This is a genomic window from Kribbella sp. NPDC056951, from assembly GCF_042674205.1.
Lineage (GTDB): Bacteria > Actinomycetota > Actinomycetes > Propionibacteriales > Kribbellaceae > Kribbella > Kribbella yunnanensis.
This window is the reverse complement of sequence record NZ_JBHUQZ010000011.1, coordinates 113649-130857: the sequence shown is the minus strand read 5'-3', so window position 1 is coordinate 130857 and position 17209 is coordinate 113649. Positions and strand designations below refer to the sequence as shown.

General features: G+C 67.8%; 22 protein-coding genes. 10 read left to right on the top strand and 12 right to left on the bottom strand.

Translation table 11 applies throughout. The annotated features are described in order from the left end of the window. The first annotated feature begins 244 nt into the window (after positions 1 to 244). Both ACFTSF_RS32755 and ACFTSF_RS32750 read left to right on the top strand, forming a co-directional pair. Positions 245 to 973: a hypothetical protein gene (locus tag ACFTSF_RS32755; RefSeq protein ID WP_380158386.1), complete on the top strand. Its 729-nt coding sequence runs from the start codon at positions 245 to 247 to the stop codon at positions 971 to 973. 110 nt (positions 974 to 1083) lie between these two features. Continuing rightward, on the top strand, positions 1084 to 2865 hold the full coding sequence (locus tag ACFTSF_RS32750) for a glycerophosphodiester phosphodiesterase family protein (protein WP_380158384.1): 1782 nt from the start codon (positions 1084 to 1086) through the stop codon (positions 2863 to 2865). Here ACFTSF_RS32750 and ACFTSF_RS32745 read toward each other — a convergent pair whose 3' ends face one another. Beyond that, positions 2866 to 3918 carry a glutamate--cysteine ligase gene (locus tag ACFTSF_RS32745; RefSeq protein ID WP_380158382.1) on the bottom strand — a complete coding sequence of 351 codons (1053 nt, stop codon included), beginning with the start codon at positions 3916 to 3918 and terminating at the stop codon, positions 2866 to 2868. 43 nt (positions 3919 to 3961) lie between these two features. Here ACFTSF_RS32745 and ACFTSF_RS32740 point away from each other — a divergent pair, with 43 nt between their 5' ends. Next, a complete protein-coding gene (locus ACFTSF_RS32740) occupies positions 3962 to 4699 on the top strand; it encodes a HipA family kinase (protein ID WP_344162063.1) in 738 nt (245 codons plus the stop codon). Next, positions 4696 to 5079: a DUF3037 domain-containing protein gene (locus tag ACFTSF_RS32735; RefSeq protein WP_344162060.1), complete on the top strand. Its 384-nt coding sequence runs from the start codon at positions 4696 to 4698 to the stop codon at positions 5077 to 5079. Before ACFTSF_RS32740 ends, ACFTSF_RS32735 begins: the two co-directional genes overlap by 4 nt. A gap of 9 nt (positions 5080 to 5088) precedes the next feature. Here the strand turns inward: ACFTSF_RS32735 and pgm are convergent, their stop codons facing one another. The 5 genes from pgm to ACFTSF_RS32710 are packed head-to-tail and all read right to left on the bottom strand — an operon-like array spanning position 5089 to position 9535. After that, positions 5089 to 6711 carry a phosphoglucomutase (alpha-D-glucose-1,6-bisphosphate-dependent) gene (gene pgm, locus ACFTSF_RS32730; protein WP_380158381.1) on the bottom strand — a complete coding sequence of 541 codons (1623 nt, stop codon included), beginning with the start codon at positions 6709 to 6711 and terminating at the stop codon, positions 5089 to 5091. A gap of 26 nt (positions 6712 to 6737) precedes the next feature. Beyond that, positions 6738 to 7094, bottom strand: a complete 357-nt coding sequence (locus tag ACFTSF_RS32725) for an MmcQ/YjbR family DNA-binding protein (protein ID WP_380158379.1) — start codon at positions 7092 to 7094, stop codon at positions 6738 to 6740. A 4-nt stretch (positions 7095 to 7098) separates the two neighbouring features. Next, complete coding sequence (locus ACFTSF_RS32720; protein ID WP_380158377.1) at positions 7099 to 7755, bottom strand: response regulator; 657 nt, start codon at positions 7753 to 7755, stop codon at positions 7099 to 7101. Further along, a complete protein-coding gene (locus tag ACFTSF_RS32715) occupies positions 7730 to 8971 on the bottom strand; it encodes a sensor histidine kinase (protein WP_380158375.1) in 1242 nt (413 codons plus the stop codon). Before ACFTSF_RS32715 ends, ACFTSF_RS32720 begins: the two co-directional genes overlap by 26 nt. A gap of 12 nt (positions 8972 to 8983) precedes the next feature. Continuing rightward, positions 8984 to 9535, bottom strand: coding sequence for a hypothetical protein (locus tag ACFTSF_RS32710; RefSeq protein WP_380158374.1), 552 nt, complete (start codon positions 9533 to 9535; stop codon positions 8984 to 8986). Positions 9536 to 9721: 186 nt separating this feature from the next. On the opposite strand from ACFTSF_RS32710, the gene ACFTSF_RS32705 reads away from it, so the two are divergent. Continuing rightward, positions 9722 to 10276, top strand: coding sequence for a hypothetical protein (locus ACFTSF_RS32705; RefSeq protein ID WP_380158372.1), 555 nt, complete (start codon positions 9722 to 9724; stop codon positions 10274 to 10276). Between the two features lie 115 nt (positions 10277 to 10391). On the opposite strand, the gene ACFTSF_RS32700 is transcribed toward ACFTSF_RS32705, so the two are convergent. Further along, entirely contained in the window at positions 10392 to 10886 is a 495-nt protein-coding gene (locus tag ACFTSF_RS32700) for a hypothetical protein (RefSeq protein WP_380158370.1), read from the bottom strand. A 171-nt stretch (positions 10887 to 11057) separates the two neighbouring features. Here ACFTSF_RS32700 and ACFTSF_RS32695 point away from each other — a divergent pair, with 171 nt between their 5' ends. The 3 genes from ACFTSF_RS32695 (at position 11058) to ACFTSF_RS32685 (ending at position 12279) form a co-directional block, all read left to right on the top strand. Continuing rightward, on the top strand, positions 11058 to 11441 hold the full coding sequence (locus ACFTSF_RS32695) for a hypothetical protein (protein WP_344162035.1): 384 nt from the start codon (positions 11058 to 11060) through the stop codon (positions 11439 to 11441). Positions 11442 to 11524: 83 nt separating this feature from the next. After that, positions 11525 to 12013 carry an FBP domain-containing protein gene (locus ACFTSF_RS32690; protein WP_380158368.1) on the top strand — a complete coding sequence of 163 codons (489 nt, stop codon included), beginning with the start codon at positions 11525 to 11527 and terminating at the stop codon, positions 12011 to 12013. A 20-nt stretch (positions 12014 to 12033) separates the two neighbouring features. Continuing rightward, positions 12034 to 12279: a hypothetical protein gene (locus ACFTSF_RS32685; protein ID WP_344162029.1), complete on the top strand. Its 246-nt coding sequence runs from the start codon at positions 12034 to 12036 to the stop codon at positions 12277 to 12279. A gap of 123 nt (positions 12280 to 12402) precedes the next feature. On the opposite strand, the gene ACFTSF_RS32680 is transcribed toward ACFTSF_RS32685, so the two are convergent. The 3 genes from ACFTSF_RS32680 to ACFTSF_RS32670 form a co-directional block, all read right to left on the bottom strand. Continuing rightward, a complete protein-coding gene (locus ACFTSF_RS32680) occupies positions 12403 to 12921 on the bottom strand; it encodes an orotate phosphoribosyltransferase (protein WP_380158367.1) in 519 nt (172 codons plus the stop codon). A 9-nt stretch (positions 12922 to 12930) separates the two neighbouring features. After that, positions 12931 to 14169, bottom strand: coding sequence for an exonuclease domain-containing protein (locus tag ACFTSF_RS32675; protein WP_380158365.1), 1239 nt, complete (start codon positions 14167 to 14169; stop codon positions 12931 to 12933). Positions 14170 to 14240: 71 nt separating this feature from the next. Beyond that, positions 14241 to 14774 (bottom strand): hypothetical protein, encoded by a 534-nt coding sequence (locus ACFTSF_RS32670; RefSeq protein ID WP_344162019.1) that lies wholly within the window; start codon positions 14772 to 14774, stop codon positions 14241 to 14243. A gap of 120 nt (positions 14775 to 14894) precedes the next feature. Between ACFTSF_RS32670 and ACFTSF_RS32665 the strand changes: the two genes are divergently transcribed. Further along, entirely contained in the window at positions 14895 to 15050 is a 156-nt protein-coding gene (locus ACFTSF_RS32665; protein ID WP_344162016.1) for a hypothetical protein, read from the top strand. A gap of 147 nt (positions 15051 to 15197) precedes the next feature. Here ACFTSF_RS32665 and ACFTSF_RS32660 read toward each other — a convergent pair whose 3' ends face one another. Together ACFTSF_RS32660 and ACFTSF_RS32655 are read right to left on the bottom strand one after the other, a co-directional pair. Further along, positions 15198 to 15689, bottom strand: coding sequence for a metallophosphoesterase family protein (locus ACFTSF_RS32660; RefSeq protein ID WP_380158362.1), 492 nt, complete (start codon positions 15687 to 15689; stop codon positions 15198 to 15200). An 11-nt stretch (positions 15690 to 15700) separates the two neighbouring features. Continuing rightward, positions 15701 to 16690, bottom strand: coding sequence for an oxidoreductase (locus ACFTSF_RS32655; RefSeq protein ID WP_380158360.1), 990 nt, complete (start codon positions 16688 to 16690; stop codon positions 15701 to 15703). 158 nt (positions 16691 to 16848) lie between these two features. Between ACFTSF_RS32655 and ACFTSF_RS32650 the strand changes: the two genes are divergently transcribed. Next, positions 16849 to 17160, top strand: a complete 312-nt coding sequence (locus tag ACFTSF_RS32650) for a hypothetical protein (protein ID WP_344162006.1) — start codon at positions 16849 to 16851, stop codon at positions 17158 to 17160. The last annotated feature ends 49 nt before the right edge of the window (positions 17161 to 17209 follow it).

The window sequence follows — 17209 nt, the reverse complement described above, 5'->3', positions numbered from 1 at the left end:
CATAGTGCGGCGCAAGATGTTATGGCGTCCAGCGCCCCGAGAACTCAACAGGACAAGGGATTTGGGCACCGGTTACACTGTTCGAGGTGTCGGGCCGGTGCAAGCCCCGGGTCCCAAATAAAGCCGCTACGAGCGGCCACGCGCCGTGAGGCGCTTCCCGGTCCGGCACCCCTACTTTTCACCCTGCTGGAATGCTGCTCGAGTGCTCGGGCGGGTGAGCCCCTGCGGTGCTAGCTTCCGGCGAGTGAGGCTTATCGCAGGTGTGGTCGCCGCCGGTCTGATCGTGACCGGCTGTTCGACGGCCGATTCCAAGGACATCCGCACGAGCGGAATCAAGGCCGGTCTGCACGTGACGGTCAAGGACCACGAGCAGCGTGCCGACGTGCTCGCAACTCTGCGCGCCGGCACCTTGACCTTCGTCAAGCTGAACGACGGCGAGTCGATCAGCGCGTCGGGCGGCGGTGGGTCGGTCAAGCTCGAGCGCCACAAGTCTCTCGGCGTCACCAACTACTCCGGCCGGCTCGACGGCACCCTGAACGCCGGTACCGAGGTCACCTTCGACCTGCAGCGGAACAGCGAGAACGACCCCGCTCCACGCTCGGTCGTCTCGCTCCCCGAGCGGGTCCTCCTGACCGCACCGGCCAACGGGACGACGTACTCGCGCCGCGCAGCGATCCCGGTGCGTTTCGAGACCGTGCCGACCGATCAGCAGACGAAGGTGCAGTGGGACGGGATCTGCGTGCAGCAGGGCGAGATCCAGGTGCCGTCCGGCGCAAGCTCAGTCGTCATTCCGGGCGGCAAGATCACGCTCGTACCGCCGTCCACCGCGTCACCGGCCGGTCAGAGCTCGACCACCTGCAACGTCCGCATCACCGTGATCCGGACGACCACCGGTTCGCTGGACCCGGCGTACAAGGAAGGCTCCGTGATCGGCGAGGCGCAGTCCGCCCGCGACATCGTCTCGACTCCGTGAACGTTTGACGGTTACCCGTCGGCCTTTTGTCGGTTACCTTCACGAAGGCACAGGTATCCCTGCGGCCGCAAGCCTCAGGGAGTCCGCCCTCCCTTCGGAAGGAATCCCTCATGCACCGCCTTCCCCGTGCGCTGCTGCCGCTTGCCCTGGTCGGCGGCCTGCTGCTGCCGGCCGCGCCTGCGGCCGCTCATCGCGGCAGCTTCGACATCCAGGGACACCGCGGCGGCCTCGGCCTGACGGTCGAGAGCACGATCGCGTCGTTCGCCCACGGTCTCGAGGTCGGTGTCAGCACCCTCGAGCTCGATGTGCAGATCACCCAGGACGGCCACGCCGTGGTCACCCACGACCGCAAGATCGGCGCGAACAAGTGCCGCGACACCGCGCCGTACACGCCGAACGACCCGGAGTACCCGTATGTCGGCAAGTACATCAACACGCTCAGCCTGAACCAGGTCAAGCAGCTCGACTGCGGTTCGCTGACGCAGCCGGAACACCCGGCCCAGCAGCCTGACCCCGGCGCCCGGATGCCCGAACTGCGCGAGGTCTTCGCGCTCGTGCACCGCTTTCACGCCAACGACGTGAAGCTGAACATCGAGACCAAGGTCGAGGCCGGCGCGCCGAACGAGACCGCACCGCGCGAGGAGTTCGTCCAGGTCGTCGCGCAGGAGATCCGCAAGGCGCGGATCGCTCGCCAGGTGACGATCCAGAGCTTCGACTGGGGCGCACTGATGCGGATGCGCCAGGTCGCGCCCGAGCTACCGCTGGTCGCGCTGACGAACTACGACTTCCTGCAGACCGGTCAGCCCGGCAAGTCGCCGTGGCTCGGTGGGATCGACATCGACGACTTCGGTGGTGACCTGGTCAAGGCGACCAAGTCGTTCGGCGCGTCGGCGATCTCGCCGGTGCACGGGTTCCCGCAGAACGGCAAGATCACCGACCCGAACTACAAGCCATACGTGACCGCGGACATGGTGAAGTCGGCACACCAGGCCGGGATGAAGGTCGTCCCGTGGACGATCGACGACCCGGCGACCATGCAGTCGCTGATCGACAAGGGCGTCGACGGGATCATCACCGACTACCCCGATCGGCTGCGTTCCGTCGTACGGGACAACGGGTTCCGGTTGCCGCGCACGTACGACGCGCCTGCTGTCCGCGCGTTGCCGTCGGCGCACGCGCACAACGACTACGAGCACCGGCGGCCGTTGCAGGATGCGTTGGACCGTGGGTTCAACAGTGTCGAGGCGGACGTCTGGCTGGTCGACGGCGAACTGCTCGTCGCGCATGATCTGGAGGACGCCAAGCCGGGTCGCACGCTGGAGAGTCTGTACCTGAAGCCGCTGGCCGATCGGGTCCGCGCGAACCACGGCCAGGTCTACCGGCATGGCCGCGACTTCCAGTTGCTGATCGACATCAAGAGCGACGGCCCGTCGACGTACGCGGCTGTCGATGCGGCGCTGCGCAAGTACCGCGGGATCAGCACGATCTTCGCCAACGGCCGTGTCCTGAAGGGTGCGGTCACCTCGGTGATCAGCGGCAACCGTCCACTCGACGTACTGAAGGCACAGAAGATCCGGTACGCCGGGTACGACGGCCGCCTGAGCGATCTCCGCTCGGGGATGCCGGCGTCGCTGATGCCGCTGGTCAGCGACAACTGGACCAACAACTTCACCTGGGTCGGTGTCGGCCCGATGCCGGCCGCCGAGCAGGCGAAGCTGCGTGAGATCGTCCAGACCGCCCACCACGCCGGATACCGCGTCCGGTTCTGGGCTACTCCGGACACTCGCGGTGCGGCGCGCGAAGCGCTCTGGTCCGAACTGACCGCGGCCGGTGTCGACCACCTCAACACCGACGACCTGCACGGCCTCGAAGACTTCCTCCGCGACCGCTAACTAGGTGACTTCCGTGAGGGCGATGACATCACCGCCCTCACGGAACATCCGCTGCTGCCGCAACGCGCCGTTCCCGTCGGAGAGCGCTCGCGCAATCCCGTCGGCGACCAGGTCTTCATCGCCAAGCTCCTGCAGTGCGGGACCGACGTGTTGCAGCAACCGCTTGAGCACTTCCGCGACCGGCAGCAACTCCCCCGTCGTCACCTCCAGGCCGCCCGCCGTGAGACCGTCGCGAGCGGCCAGCCAGTACGCCGCTCGCAGGATCTCCGGCTGCAGTGTCGGGCCGAGGTCCCTCGCTTCCAAGGCGGTCATCACCAGCGCCCGGCTCAGCGTCGCGAGCAGTACGGTCTCGTCGACGGTCAACGGGACGTCGCTCACCCGCACCTCGATCGTAGGCAGATGGGAACACGGACGCACGTCCCAATAGATCATCTGCTCGTCCATGGCCGTGCCGACCGCGACATGCATCGCGACGAGCGCCTCGTAGTGCTCGACGGACTCGAGGTACGGCGGCGGTCCGGCACTCGGCCAGCGCGACCACATCAGCCACCGCCAGCTGGCGAACCCAGTGTCCTGTCCGAGGTAGATCGGTGAGTTGGCCGTGAGCGCCAGCAGCGCGGGCAACCACGGCCGCAGGTGATTGGAGACCCGAACCGCCGCGTCCTGGTCCGGCACATCGACATGCACGTGGCACCCACAGATGCCCTGCTCCCGGGCGAGCAGACCGAACTTCTCGGCCATCTCGCGGTACCGCGGTTTCTTGGTCACCAATTGGGCGGCCTTCCCGGCCGGCGGTACGGCGATCGCGAGCAGGCGGGCACCCTCGCTGTGCGCCGCACCGGCGAGCTCGGAACGCATGCTGATCAGGTGCTGATGCAGTTCGGCCGCGGAGTCGCAGACCGGGCTGTTGATCTCGACCTGGGCGCGGGTGAGTTCGAGCGTGACATCGAGATCGGGCAGGTCGTCGACGACGGCTTGGCTACGGGGCAACGGGTTACCGGTGGCGGAGACCAGAAGAAGCTCTTCTTCGACACCGATGGACGGATGCTTCACCCCTTGCCGGTACCCCTGGGAGAAACGGGTTACCCTCGTCCGCGTGAGTCTGCCGATCGTCACTGCCACCCGGTACGTGCTGCCGTTGCGTGAGGGAGGGTCACTGCCCGGAGTTGTCGAGGGCAACGACCTTGGCACCTACGTGATCAAGTTCCATGGCGCCGGGCAAGGACCGAAGGCGCTGGTCGCCGAGGTGATCGTCGGCGAGTTGTTCCGGCGGCTCGGTCTGCGGGTGCCCGAGCTGAAGCGGATCATGCTCGATCCGGTGATCGGCAAGTCGGAGCCCGACTACGAAGTGCAGACGCTGCTGACGAACAGCGCCGGCCTGAATCTCGCGGTCGACTTCCTGCCCGGCTCCTTCGGGTACGACGGCTCGGCCGGCAACCCCGGTGATGCGGGGATGGCCAAGATCCTCTGGCTGGACGCGTTCGTTGCGAACGTCGACCGCTCTTGGCGCAACACCAATCTGCTGGTCTGGCACAAGAACCTCTGGCTGATCGACCACGGTGCCGCGTTGTACTTCCACCACTCCTGGATGTCGGCCGAGAAGTTCGCGACGCTCGCGTACGACGCCGATGACCACGTGTTCTCGATCGCAGCACCCGGCGTACCGGCGGTGGCGGATGAGCTGGCCGCGGCGATCACGCCCGAGTTGCTCACCGAGGTGATCGCGCTGGTCCCGGACGAGTGGCTTGGTGAAGGTGATCGTGAGCGCTATCTCGGACACCTGCTGGCGCGGTTGGAACATCGGTCCGCATGGCAGCCGGGTGGTGCATCGTGACTGACTTGGTTCCGTTCGACTACGTGATTCTGCGCGCTGCGCCGCGCATCCATCGTGGCGAGTTCGTCAACGTCGGCGCGGTGTTGTACTGCCGAGCGCTCGACTTCCTCGGCGCTGCCTGGGACGTCGAGCCGACCCGGCTGCGCGCACTCGATCCGGCCGTCGACGTGGACGTGGTGTGCGCGTCACTGGAGCACATCCGAGCGATCTGCGCCGGTGATCCCGCGGGCGGTCCCGCGGCGGCGACCCGGATCGGCGAGCGCTTCCGTTGGCTCGCCGCGCCGCGCAGTACCGTCGTACATCCGAGTCCGATCCACAGCGGGCTCACCAACGCGCCCGCCGCGGATCTGGATCGTTTGCTTGAAGCGTTCGTCCGTTAGCCGGAGCTGTTAGCCGAGGGCCTTCGAGACGACCTCGCGGGCCTCGACGAAGACCTCTTCGAGGTGCTCGGCGCCCTTGAAGGACTCGCCGTAGATCTTGTACAGGTCCTCGGTCCCGGACGGCCGGGCCGCGAACCACGCCGACTCGGTCGTCACCTTCAACCCACCGATCGCGGCGCCGTTCCCCGGTGCGCTGGTCAGCCGGTCGACGATCGGCTCACCGGCCAACTCGGTCGCGGTGACCGCATCGGCCGACAGCCCCGACAGCCGCGCCTTCTGATCGCGGGTCGCCGGAGCGTCCACCCGCGAGTACGCCGATGCTCCGAATCGCTCGACGAGTTTCGCGTGCGCCTGGGACGGGGTTTCGCCGGTGACCGCGGTGATCTCGCTGGCCAACAGTGCGAGCAGGATGCCGTCCTTGTCCGTCGTCCACACCGTGCCGTCGAACCGCAGGAAACTCGCGCCCGCCGACTCCTCACCACCGAAGCCGACCGACCCGTCGATCAGGCCCGGCACGAACCACTTGAAGCCGACCGGAACCTCCCACAACCGCCGGCCGAGATCCGCGACCACGCGGTCGATCAGCGAGGACGACACCAGCGTCTTGCCGACAGCGACCTCCGGACCCCACTTGCGGTTCGCGAACAGATACGAGATCGCGACCGCGAGATAGTGGTTCGGGTTCATCAGTCCGGCGTCCGGCGTGACGATGCCGTGCCGGTCCGAATCCGCGTCGTTCCCGGTGGCGACGTCGTACCGGTCCTTCTGAGCGACCAGGGACGCCATCGCGTACGGCGAGGAGCAGTCCATCCGGATCTTGCCGTCGTGGTCCAGCGTCATGAACGACCACGCCGGGTCGAGCCGCGGGTTGACCACGGTCAGGTCGAGCCCGTGCCGCTCGGCGATCGCGGCCCAGTAGTCGACGCTCGCACCGCCGAGCGGGTCGGCGCCGATCTTGACCCCGGCGTTGCGGATCGCGTCCAGGTTGAGCACCGACGGCAGGTCGTCGACGTAGTGGCCGAGGAAGTCGTAGGAACCCGCGTGCTGGCGCGCCTCCCCGAAGGGCTTGCGGTGGACCTCACGGTTGCCGCCGGCGATCAGTTCGTTCGCCCGGTTCGCGATCCAGCCGGTCGCGTCGGAGTCGGCCGGTCCGCCGTGCGGCGGGTTGTACTTGATACCGCCGTCCCGCGGCGGGTTGTGCGACGGGGTGATGACGATGCCGTCCGCACCTGCACGCTCGACGCGGTTGAGCCGCAGGATCGCGTGCGAGACACCCGGCGTCGGCGTCAGCCGGTCGTCACTGTCGACCAGCGTCTGGACGTCGTTCCCCGCGAGCACCTCGAGAACCGTCCGCCAGGCCGGCTCGGACAGGCCGTGGCTGTCCCGACCGACCAGGAGCGGACCGGTGGTCCCCTCACCGGCTCGGTACTCGCAGATCGCCTGGGTGATGGCCAGGATGTGCGCCTCGTTGAAGGCGCCGTCCAAACTCGAGCCGCGGTGGCCCGACGTACCGAAGACGACCTTCTGAGCGGGGTTCTCGACATCCGGCGTGATGCTGTCGTACGCCGTGAGCAGTGCGTCGACGTCGACGAGATCGCCGGGCTGGGCGGGCTGGCCTGCGCGTGGGTGCATGACCACATGCAAGCACAACATCCGCCCTAGGCGTCCAGCTGGGCGATCAGGGTTTTGGGGGCGATCTGGCGGAAGGCGTTCTCGACGAGGTCGGCCAGGTGGTCCCAGTCCACGTCCTCGACGTCCAGGTAGACCCCGAGCCAGCCGCGATGGCCGACGTACGGCGGGCGGTAGAAGTGCTCGGGGTCGTCGGCGACCAGCGACTCCTGCACGCCCGGCGGCGCCGCGCACCACAGGCCGATGCGGTCGTCGTGATGCTGGTTGGCGAACATCACGAACACCTTCTTGTCCCGCACGAACCAGGTCGGTTCGCCGTGGCTCAGCCGCTCGGTCGCCTCCGGCATCGCCAGGCACAGGGCTCTGAGTCGCTCGAGTACGTCCATGACCTCAGTGTCGCGGACCCGGGACCACGACGCCCGCTTCATAGGCGTAAACCACCGCTTGCGCGCGGTCCCGCAGATCGAGTTTGGTCAGGATGTTGCTCACGTGCGACTTGACCGTCTGCTCCGCGACGCTCAGCTCGGCCGCGATCTGCCGATTGGCGAGTCCGCGCGCGACCAGCCGCAGTACATCGGCCTCCCGTGGCGTGAGCTTGTCCGGAGGGGTCGTGGCGACCGGTTGGGCCCGCGTGAAGTCCTCCACCAGCCGACGCGTCACGGACGGCGCCAGCAAGGCATCTCCGGCAGCGACGACCCGCACCGCACCGGCCAGCTCATCCGGCGTCGAGTGCTTCAGCAGGAAGCCACTCGCGCCCGCCCGCAGTGCGGCGTACACGTAGTCGTCCAGGTCGAACGTGGTCAGCATGATGACGCGTGGTGCATCCGGACCCGCCAGGATCTCGCGGGCGGCGGCGAGTCCGTCCATGACCGGCATCCGCACGTCCATCAGGATCACGTCCGGGCTGAGTTCGGCGGCTGCGGTGATCGCCTGCGCGCCATCACCTACCTGACCGACCACCTCTATGTCGGGCTGCGCGTTCAGCAGTGCGCCGAACCCAGCGCGCACCATCTCCTGATCGTCAACGACCAGTACGCGAATCGGCACCAGCCACCTCCTCTCCTACCGGTATGGCGACGTACACCAGGTAACCGCCATCAGGGGTCGGCCCGGCCGACACCGCGCCGTCTACCAGCTCGACCCGCTCGCGCATCCCCATCAGACCGTGCCCCCCACCGCCAGTGGACGCGGGAGTTGCGCTGGGTCCGTTCCGCACCTTCACCTGGAGGTGCGCGTCAGCACGCCGTACCTCAACCCGTACGGCGGAGCCTGGCGCGTGGCGGACCGCATTGCTCAGCGCCTCCTGCACGACTCGGTATGCAGTCAGCTGGACGGCTGGGTCGATCTCCACGAGCCACTCGGCATTGAGCTCAACCACAGCACCAGCCTGCCGAGCGGTCTCGACGAGGTCGGGCAGCTGGTCGAGACCGGGCTGCGGCTCGAGCTCCTGGTGCTCCTCGGACCGCAGCAGCCGCAGTACCCGTCGCATCTCGGTCAGCGACGCACGTGCCGCCTCCCCGATCTCAGCGAACTCCTTCTGCACGTCCGCCGGTACGTCGGGCAGCCGGTGCGGCGCACTGTCGGCCCGGACGACGACCACCGACAAATGGTGTGCCACCACGTCGTGGAGCTCACGGGCGATCCGGGCCCGCTCCTGGAGACGTGCTCGCTCGCCGCGTTCGGTTTCGCTGATGACCTCCTGCTCGGCCAGCCTTCGTCTGGCCTCGGTGCGCGACCTGAGTAGGTCGCCAACCACTACACCGGCCGCCGACACCAGGGCCATCACGATCCCGGAGGCGAAGTTGGTGGTGGCCAGCGCCCAGCCCGGCACGTAGGCGACGACGCTCAGCACTTGGGCAGCGGTCCACCACCGGATGAGCTGGCGTCTCGGCATACCCCGCGCGCCGGCGATCGCCAGGATGGCCGCGTAGCCGAAGACGCCGGTGACTGCCCACGGCCAGGGTTCACTCGAGCTGACCGCCTCACCCGTCGCCGCCGTGACCGCCGTGGTCGTGAGCGCAATCCCCAGGCCCAGCCGGGGCCGGGACCAGGCCAGCGCCAGGCTGATCGCCCGAGCGAGACCAAGCGCCAGCGCCAATGACCCACTGGCCGCGGTGAAGCCGAACGCCGCGGCCAGCGAACCGTAGCCGATTGTGTAGTGCTGATAGAGGTCGAGCGACGAGAGCCCGAAGAGGAGCACTACGCCCAGGGCAGCTATCCAATACCACCTGCCCTGCGGCCAGGAGCCCTGTTCAGTGGTCACGATCGGACTCTTTCACAGCTGCTGGATCCACGACCAGAAGAACAACATGCCACCGGCGCAGACCACGATGGTTGCCGGAAGCACCCACCTCGCGGTGCTGACGCCGTACAGCTTGCGGATGAGTGCGGCGTGCAGGGCCGCGATCCCGCGGAGGACGAACGGGATCAGCACGATGATCGGGATCGACACCGCCGCGTGCACCGCCCAAGCGCCGGCTCTGGTCGGGCCACCCCAGGTGCCGGGACCGTACGGGCCTGGTTCGACGAAGCCGTAGAACGGGCCGCGGATGATGGCCGTCACGAGGAGGAGTAGCAGGAACCAGCTCATCAGTCCCAGCACCGAACTCGCCAGGCCGGCGCCGAACACCGCGACTCCGCTCGCCTTGCGCTCGCGGGGCAGCTGCTGCCAACGGGCAGTCGCGTCATCGGGGCGGCCGATGATCGCGTCCGCCATCGCCTGGATACCGGTCGGGACGAGCCGAACGACGTACCAGAACTGTCTGGCGACCGTGGTGGCGCGCCTGCGCAGCGGCTGGATCCGGTGGTTCGCAAGCGTTTGTGTCATGTCGTCGAGCCTAGAAATCTCTGACGTTGTGCACCTCCGGCCAGGGAGCCAACTTGAACCCGGTACTCCGGTAGGGGGTGACGTGTGACCTAGGTCACAGTGACCACGGTCCGTGCCGTCGCGTTACACGGTCAGTGCCGAACGACGTTCTGCGTCGGCGGCGCGCGGCCAGAGTGGAGGTTCGGCATGCGCATTCGGAGTCTGGCAGTTTCCGCCGTTCTAGTCCCGGTGATGGTCCTCGCCGGGTGCGGTACCGAGGGGGCGTCGTCCGACGTCGCCGCTTCGTCCCCGGGCGCCAAGAAGGCGTCGAAACCCGGTCTCACCGAGCAGGTCAGTGGGCCCGCCGTCGGCTCCGCCGACCCCGTCGTCAACGCGTACTACGACTACCGCACCGCTCTCGACGAGATGATGCGCAGCGGCGGTGTCCAGACCGCGCAACTCAAACCCTTGATGACGACGAAGCTCTTCCAGTCGATCAGCGTCCAGGCGAAGTACTACCGGACCAAGAAGCTGCGCAACACCGGTACCACGACGGTCCTCTGGGCCAAGCGCACCCTCGCCTCCAACGGCGTCATCGTGACCGCTTGCTACGACACGACGGCCGCCAGCACCGTGGACGCCACCGGCCGCAAGGTCCTCCCGGCCGGCACCCCCACCCGCTGGCTCGACCACATGCGGGTCCAGCAGCAGAACTCCCGCTGGATCGTCGACGGCGGCAGCACTGCCGCGACTTCCTGCTAGCGGGTCCCTAGTCCTTCGGTTCGCCGCCATTCGGCACACCTCGCGTCCCGAAGCCAGCAGCGCGGAGACGCCCCTCTCCGCGCTGCTTCCCTAGAGAAATTGACACAGCCCCCGGTCACTGGTGGCGGACCATCTGCCGGAGGAGGGCTTCGACGGCGCCGTGCAGGTCGGCGTCGTGATGCGGGCCTGACCAGACGACGACACAACCCTTGTCGCCGAGCATCTCCGCCACGAGTTCGCGGGCGGGCGTGGGATCACCCTGGTTAAGGACGACGACCAGCCGCCGCCCATCGCGCTGCAACCGATCCAGCAGCGGCGGCAGCGTGGAGCCGCGGAACACCCCGGGATCGCTCTTCACCTTGGTCTCGACCATCACCCCGCGGCCGCGGATCACGAGCAGGAAGTCGGCCCGATCCCGGGTGAACTCACGGTCGTGGTAGATCCGCGCCTTCGGCCAGAGCCGTTGCAGCGCCGCATCCACCTCCGCGTCGTACCGGTCGGCGAGCCGGCTCACCTTGGAGCTCGTCCCGCGCGGCCGGAAACGCTCCGGCGTACGACGCCTTGGCCGGCTGTGACCGAACAGCCAACGGGTGAATTTTGTGTCGATCATCGGCGGACCCCTCGACCTCGTCGGCACTCATCGTCAGTCTCCCCAGCCGCACCGCGGACCGAACCCGGCCACTCCGATCGTGATCGCACCGCCACACAACGGGGTCTAATCTTGGTCTAGACCGTTGCGAAATCGATTGCCCGCCCCGCCCGCTCGTGAAAGGTGCCCCGGTTGCCCACCTGGAAACTCCACTTCAAATCCGGCCCGAGTGACGTCTACCGCGCCCTGAGCACCCCGGGCGGCCGCTCGCGGTACTGGGCCGACGCGCCCGAGACGGACGGCACCATCACCTTCACCTTCCCCGACGGTTCCACGACGGAGGCCCGGATCGAGGAAGCGGTCCAGGACCGCCGCTACCGCTTCACCTGGTACGACGACCGCGTCCTCACCTTCACGCTCGACGTCGACGAGGTCGGCGGGACCGACCTCACCGTCACCGGCCCCGACGGGCCCCTCGACATCTCGATGCTGCTGCGACTGAAGGCGTGGGTCGACTTCGGCGTCGACCTCCGCAACCACGACGGCACCCGCCGTACCGGCTATCTCGACAGTTGATGCCTTAGGCAACTGTTTATTTCGGTTGCGCGCGGGGTCCCCGGCCGGGTCTGATGGATGGCCGGGACAACGGAAGGACCGAGGTGGAACCGCTCAGCATCGACGAGATCAAAGGCTCGTTCGTCAATTCGACCAGGAGCCTGGTCAAGGCGATGACCCCGCCACCGGGGTTCACCGAACTCCCCTGGGAGTCCCTCGACTACCTCGGCTGGCGCGACCCGAAGGCCCCGAACCGCGGCTACCTCGTCGTACGGCGCGACGCCGGCGTCACCGGGATCGCCCTCAACACCCAGGCAACGAGCAAACCGCGCCGCGGCACCGGCCTCTGCGACCTCTGCAACACCGCCCACCAGATCACCGACGTAGCCCTCTTCGCCGCCCGCCGCGCCGGCCCCGCAGGCCGAGCCGGCAACACCGTCGGCACCTACATCTGCGCCGACCTCGCCTGTTCCCTCTACCTCCGCGGCCTCCGCGACCCCGAAGTACCCCAGGGCGAAACCATCTCCCCCGAACTCCGCGCCGACCGCCTCACCACCCGCCTCGACACCTTCGTCACGCGAGTCCTTGCCTGACCGCCCACTAAACTGATCGCATGACGGAGTTCAGGATCACCCACGAGATTCACGAGGCCCACCCGGACATCCGCGAACGCCTCACCGCCACCACGATCGAGGCGATCAACGAGTCCAGCGCCCGCTCCGCCGAGGACGCCGCCCGCGTCCTCCTCCACAAACTCGCCGAAATCGGCGTCCACATGAGCGAAGCCGCCTGCCTCGCCGCCGTAGAACGCATCCGCTCCGGCAAACAACTCCGCTTCGAAATAGAAGAAGCCAACTAACCAGTTGCCCGTTCATCGCTCCGGGCACCTGGCCGCCTCCGGCGCGCTCGCTGGAGGCAACCGGCCAGTTCGGTACGGGATGGCTGTTCGGCCGGATGGGTGGGACGTCCGGCGCTCCGACCATCAGCTCCTGAGGTCGGCAGGGGTGAGGAGTGGGTGGAGAGTCAGGCCGGCTTCGGTCAGCGGGGTTGGCGTGGTCGGGTTGCGGTTGATGACGCAGATGGCGTGGGTGATGGTGGCTCCTGCGGTGCGGAGGTCCTGGGTGGAGAGGACGATCTGACCGCCGGTCGTCACCACGTCTTCGACGATCGTCACGCGGCGGCCCGCTACGTCGGCTCCTTCGGCCAACCGGCGGGTGCCGTACTCCTTCGCGCGCTTCCGCACGAACGCGCACGGCAACCCGGTGTGCCGACTGAGCGCGGTCACCACCGGGATCCCGCCCATCTCGAGCCCGGCCAGCACCTCGGTGTCGGCGGGGACCAGCGCGACCATCGCCGCGGCGATCTCATCGAGTAGGACCGGGTCGGCCTCGAAGCGGTACTTGTCGAAGTACTCCCCCGTCGTCTGTCCCGACCGCAGCAGAAACTCCCCGGTCAGATGCGCAGTCTGATAGATCCGTCGCCCCAGGTCAGCAGTCTCCACGTGCGCACCCTAACTCGCGTGCTGCTGCGGTATCTCCTCCGGCGGCAACAGTCGCCGGAACGCATCCACCGAGATGATCGGTACGCCGAACTCCCGGGCCGCTCGTGCCTTCACCGACAAACTGTCCGGGTCCGCCGCCACCACGAACGTCGTGTCCGGCCGCACCGCCTCTTGCGGCGCAAACCCGGCGGCGACCGCGCGATCCCACCACACCTCGCGCGGCTCGATCATGTCGCCGGTGAACACCAGCGTGCTCCCCACCGGGAACCCATCCGCGCCGGGTCGCGACGGTACGACGTACTCCCCGCAGCTTGCCTTGAGCAACGCATCGTCCACGTCGGAATCCAGATACCCCAGCATCACGGCCACCCGGTCGAGATCACTGCGCCGCTCCGGCGTGATCCCACCGGCCGCCCAGGACGCGTCGGCCAGCCCGGAAACGTAGTCACAGTGGAGATCCTGAACCTGCAACCGCGTCAACCCAAGCTCTGTCGCAACCTGCACCAACTGATCGGCATCGGTCGCCGTGATCTCCCGGTTCGCCAGAATCCCGTCAAGCAACGCCAGATACGAATCGGCCTGCGGCGGCTCCGGAACCCGCGGCAGCTGGTCGACAAGCCGGCTCATCCACCCATGCCGACCCCCAGCATGCACCGGACGAATCGTCGGTGTGAACTCACTCCCCGGCAACTCCGGCCACCGCAACCCGCGGATCTCTTCGTACGCCCATTGCCACGGCGGTGGTGACGGAAACGCCTGCAGATACTGACCGAACAGCTCAGCCGTAGCCCGAGTATCGGCCAGCGCCGAGTGCCAACCTTCAAGCGAGATCCCAGCCGCCGCACAGCACGCGCCAAGGGTCCGCTTAGCTCCCGGATACAGATGCCCGGCGAGCGCCATCGTGCACATCGACCGCTCGGTGATCAACGGCACCACCACACCCAGCCGCGCGAACTCCGCCCGCAAGAACCCGAGATCGAACTCGACGTTGTGCCCGACCACCATCCGCCCCGCCAGCAGCTCCCCCAACCGCCGCGCCACGGCAACGAACTCCGGCGCACCCAGCACATCGGCCGTGAGAATCCCGTGGATGTGCTGCGGTCCCAGGTCGCGCTGTGGATTCAGCAGCGTGACCCACTCGTCCTCGACCTGCCCACGCGCGTCCAGCAGGACAACCGCAATCTCGATCACCCGGTGCCGATGGCTCGGCAACAGGCCGGTCGTCTCAGTGTCGATCACGGCATACATCGCGGGCCTCCTCGAACTCGGTTTCCGACCCACGACAAGCCAATCAGATGCCACCGACAGTTTCCGCGCGGCTACTCCGCCGGAACGTCGACCGCGATCTCGTCGCCCAGTTTCGCACCGTGCATCAGCGCGAGTTCGTCACCACTCCAGAACCGGCCCGGGTCGTACCAGTTCGGCCGCCGCCCCGGCATCAGCAGTCCCATCTCCTCGTACGTGACCGCCACGACTTCGGCGCAGTACGCGAACTCCAGCTCGAGCTCGCGCCGGCCGCGCTTCAGCGCCGGGATCCGCCCACGCACCCACCGCGAAGCAAGCCGAGCCGTCGACGGGAACGGCGTACCGTCCAGGCGCGCGACAGTCCGCAGTACGGCGTCCTCCATGTCGTGCGTGACCGGGTGGTCCAGCTGCCGCAACCAGCCGCGCTGACCGTACTTGCGCGCCCACACCGTCACCGCGTCCCGCAGGTCGTGCAGCTGCACACCGCGGTGATGCGTACCGGTCCAGATGTCGGGTAGCGAGCGGCCGAGTTCCGCGTGCCACAGCAGCGGCGGCAGATCGTCGATCACGATCGCCATCCCGACATGGTTGACAGGGCTGTTGGTCATCGTCTGGATCGCTCGATCGGCGGCACTCTCACCGCGGAACAGCCAAATGTCACCTGTTCGTGTCAGATCCGTAGCGTCATCCAGTGAAATCCGGCTTTCCACGTCGCTAGATTAGTCGCCATGAAGGTATGGAAGGTCGTAGGACTTGCGGGGCTCGTCGGCGTGGCCGCAACGGGCGTGGTGATTGCACGGGGCGAGCGGAAGCGTCGCGCCTACACGCCCGAAGAGGTGCGGGACCGCCTCAAGGAGCGCGTCAAGCAGTCCGCACACGCCTGACTCAGCAGCTCAGAACCCGGTACGACGATCGGCCGGGCGCGAGGACGCCGTAACTCGGTGGTACGGCGACACCCCTCCGCGCCCGGCCGAAGCCATGTCCAGATCCTACGCCGGGCCTGGGATCACGGTCCTGATTGCGCGTTTCGGCTAAAGGTTGTGTAGGGCAACTTCTTTGAGCTGACCGGCCGTGATGGTGGCCGTTTGAAACGTGCAGTACAGCTGCCGGCGCCGGTCTGTGGGTGATCCCGGATTCAACAGCCGCAGCCCGCCTGGAGCCGTCGTGTCCCAGGGGATGTGGCTGTGGCCGAAGACGAGCAGGTCTACTCCCGGGTAAGCCCGCTCGCACCGCTCCTCGCGACCCTTCGACGCGCCGGTCTCATGCACGACCGCCACGGACAGCCCGTCGAGCGTCACCCGCGCGACCTCCGGCAGCCGCGCGCGTAGCTCGGGACCGTCGTTGTTACCCCAGCAGCCGATCAATCGGGCGGACCGCTCCTCCAGCTCGTCGAGCAGGGCGACATTCACCCAGTCACCGGCGTGAATCACCACGTCGGCCCCGTCGATCGCCTCCCACACCGCATCGGGCAGCCGCTTCGCCCGCACGGGCAGGTGAGTGTCCGAAATCAGCACCAGGCGCATCCCCACACCTTCTACTCCTCCAGCGCCGCGATCAACTCCTTCTCCCGTCCGAGGGTCAGACCGGCGCGGCGCTCCCGGTCCAGACCCAACTCGCGCTCCCAGGCGAGCGCGTCGGCCAGGAACTCCCGGCGCGGCCGATGCACCAGCCCGGCCGCTTCCGCCGCAACCCCGCTCCGGCAGGACCAACCGGCGTACTCGGGGTCGGTCATCCACATCGTGAGCGACTCGGGCCCCATGTACTGCTCGACCTTCCGCTCCTCCAGCCACTCCGGCTTCGCGAGGACCACGGGCCCGGTATGACCGCCGACCTCCCGCGCAAGCTCGATCCACTCACCGAACGGCACGATCGGGCCGCGGGTATCGAACGTGCCGGTGCGACCCTCGGTGGCGCAGTCCAGCAACCACGCGGCGAGATCACGCACATCGATCACCGCCGTCGGCAGGTCTGGTGAGTCCGGGACGAGCAGCGGCTCCGACGGCTCCAGCGCAGCGCGCGCCACCCACGCCCCAGACCGATCACTCTGGTCACCCGGCCCACCGATCAGCCCCGCCCGCGCGATCACCAGGCGATCCCCGACCGCGTCAACCGATGCGAGCTCGCAGGCCACCTTCGCTTCGCCGTACTGCTCCCGCTCGACGACGTCACTCTCGGAGGGCGCCCGTAATGCCGCGCTCTCATCTGCTCCCGGTGTATCGAACTTCTCGTACACGTTCACCGAGGACACATACGTCCAGTGCTTCGCCCGCGGCCCGAACGCCGCCAGCGCCCCGCGCACGAACCCCGGCTGCCAGGACACCTCGAAGACGGCATCCCACTCGCGCGCCGGCACCGCGTCGTACGCGTCCGGAAGGCTCCGGTCGACGGCCACCAACTCCGCCCCCTCGGCCACCCCGCCGCTCTCACCCCGTGCCACACAGGTCACCGAATGCCCACGCGCCAGCGCCTGCGTCGCGAGCTCACGCCCCAGCCATGCCGTCCCGCCAAGGATCAGAATCTCCATGCAGGTAAGCCAATCAGGCCCCGCCGACAATTCCCAAGTCCCTTAGCCGAGGGCAGAAAGCATGCCGTAAGGCCCGAACCCTTGCCGACGGCCCGATCCGGGCGCAGTGTCGGCAGTGAGCGGCATCCGAGAACGGGTGCCTTGGGCAAGGGGGAGACATGGCTGGTTTCGTTCAGATCATCGAGTACCGGACCTCGAAACCGGACGAGGTTGCGGCGCTGGCCGATGACTACCAGGCAAAGCGCGAAGCGGGCGGCGACGGTCCGCGCCCGATCCGCTCCATCATGTGTTCGGACCGCAACGAGTCCGGACGCTACTTCGCGGTCGTCGAGTTCGCGTCGTACGAGGAAGCGATGGAGAACTCGGCCCGTTCCGACACCGGCGAATTCGCCGCCGGCCTGATGGAGCTGTGCGACGGTCCGACGACGTTCTACGACCTCGACATCGTCCGCGACGCCAACTTCAGCTGAAGGGCTCGGGCCCAGCCGGACTCGCATTCGGCTGGGCCCGAGACTGGGG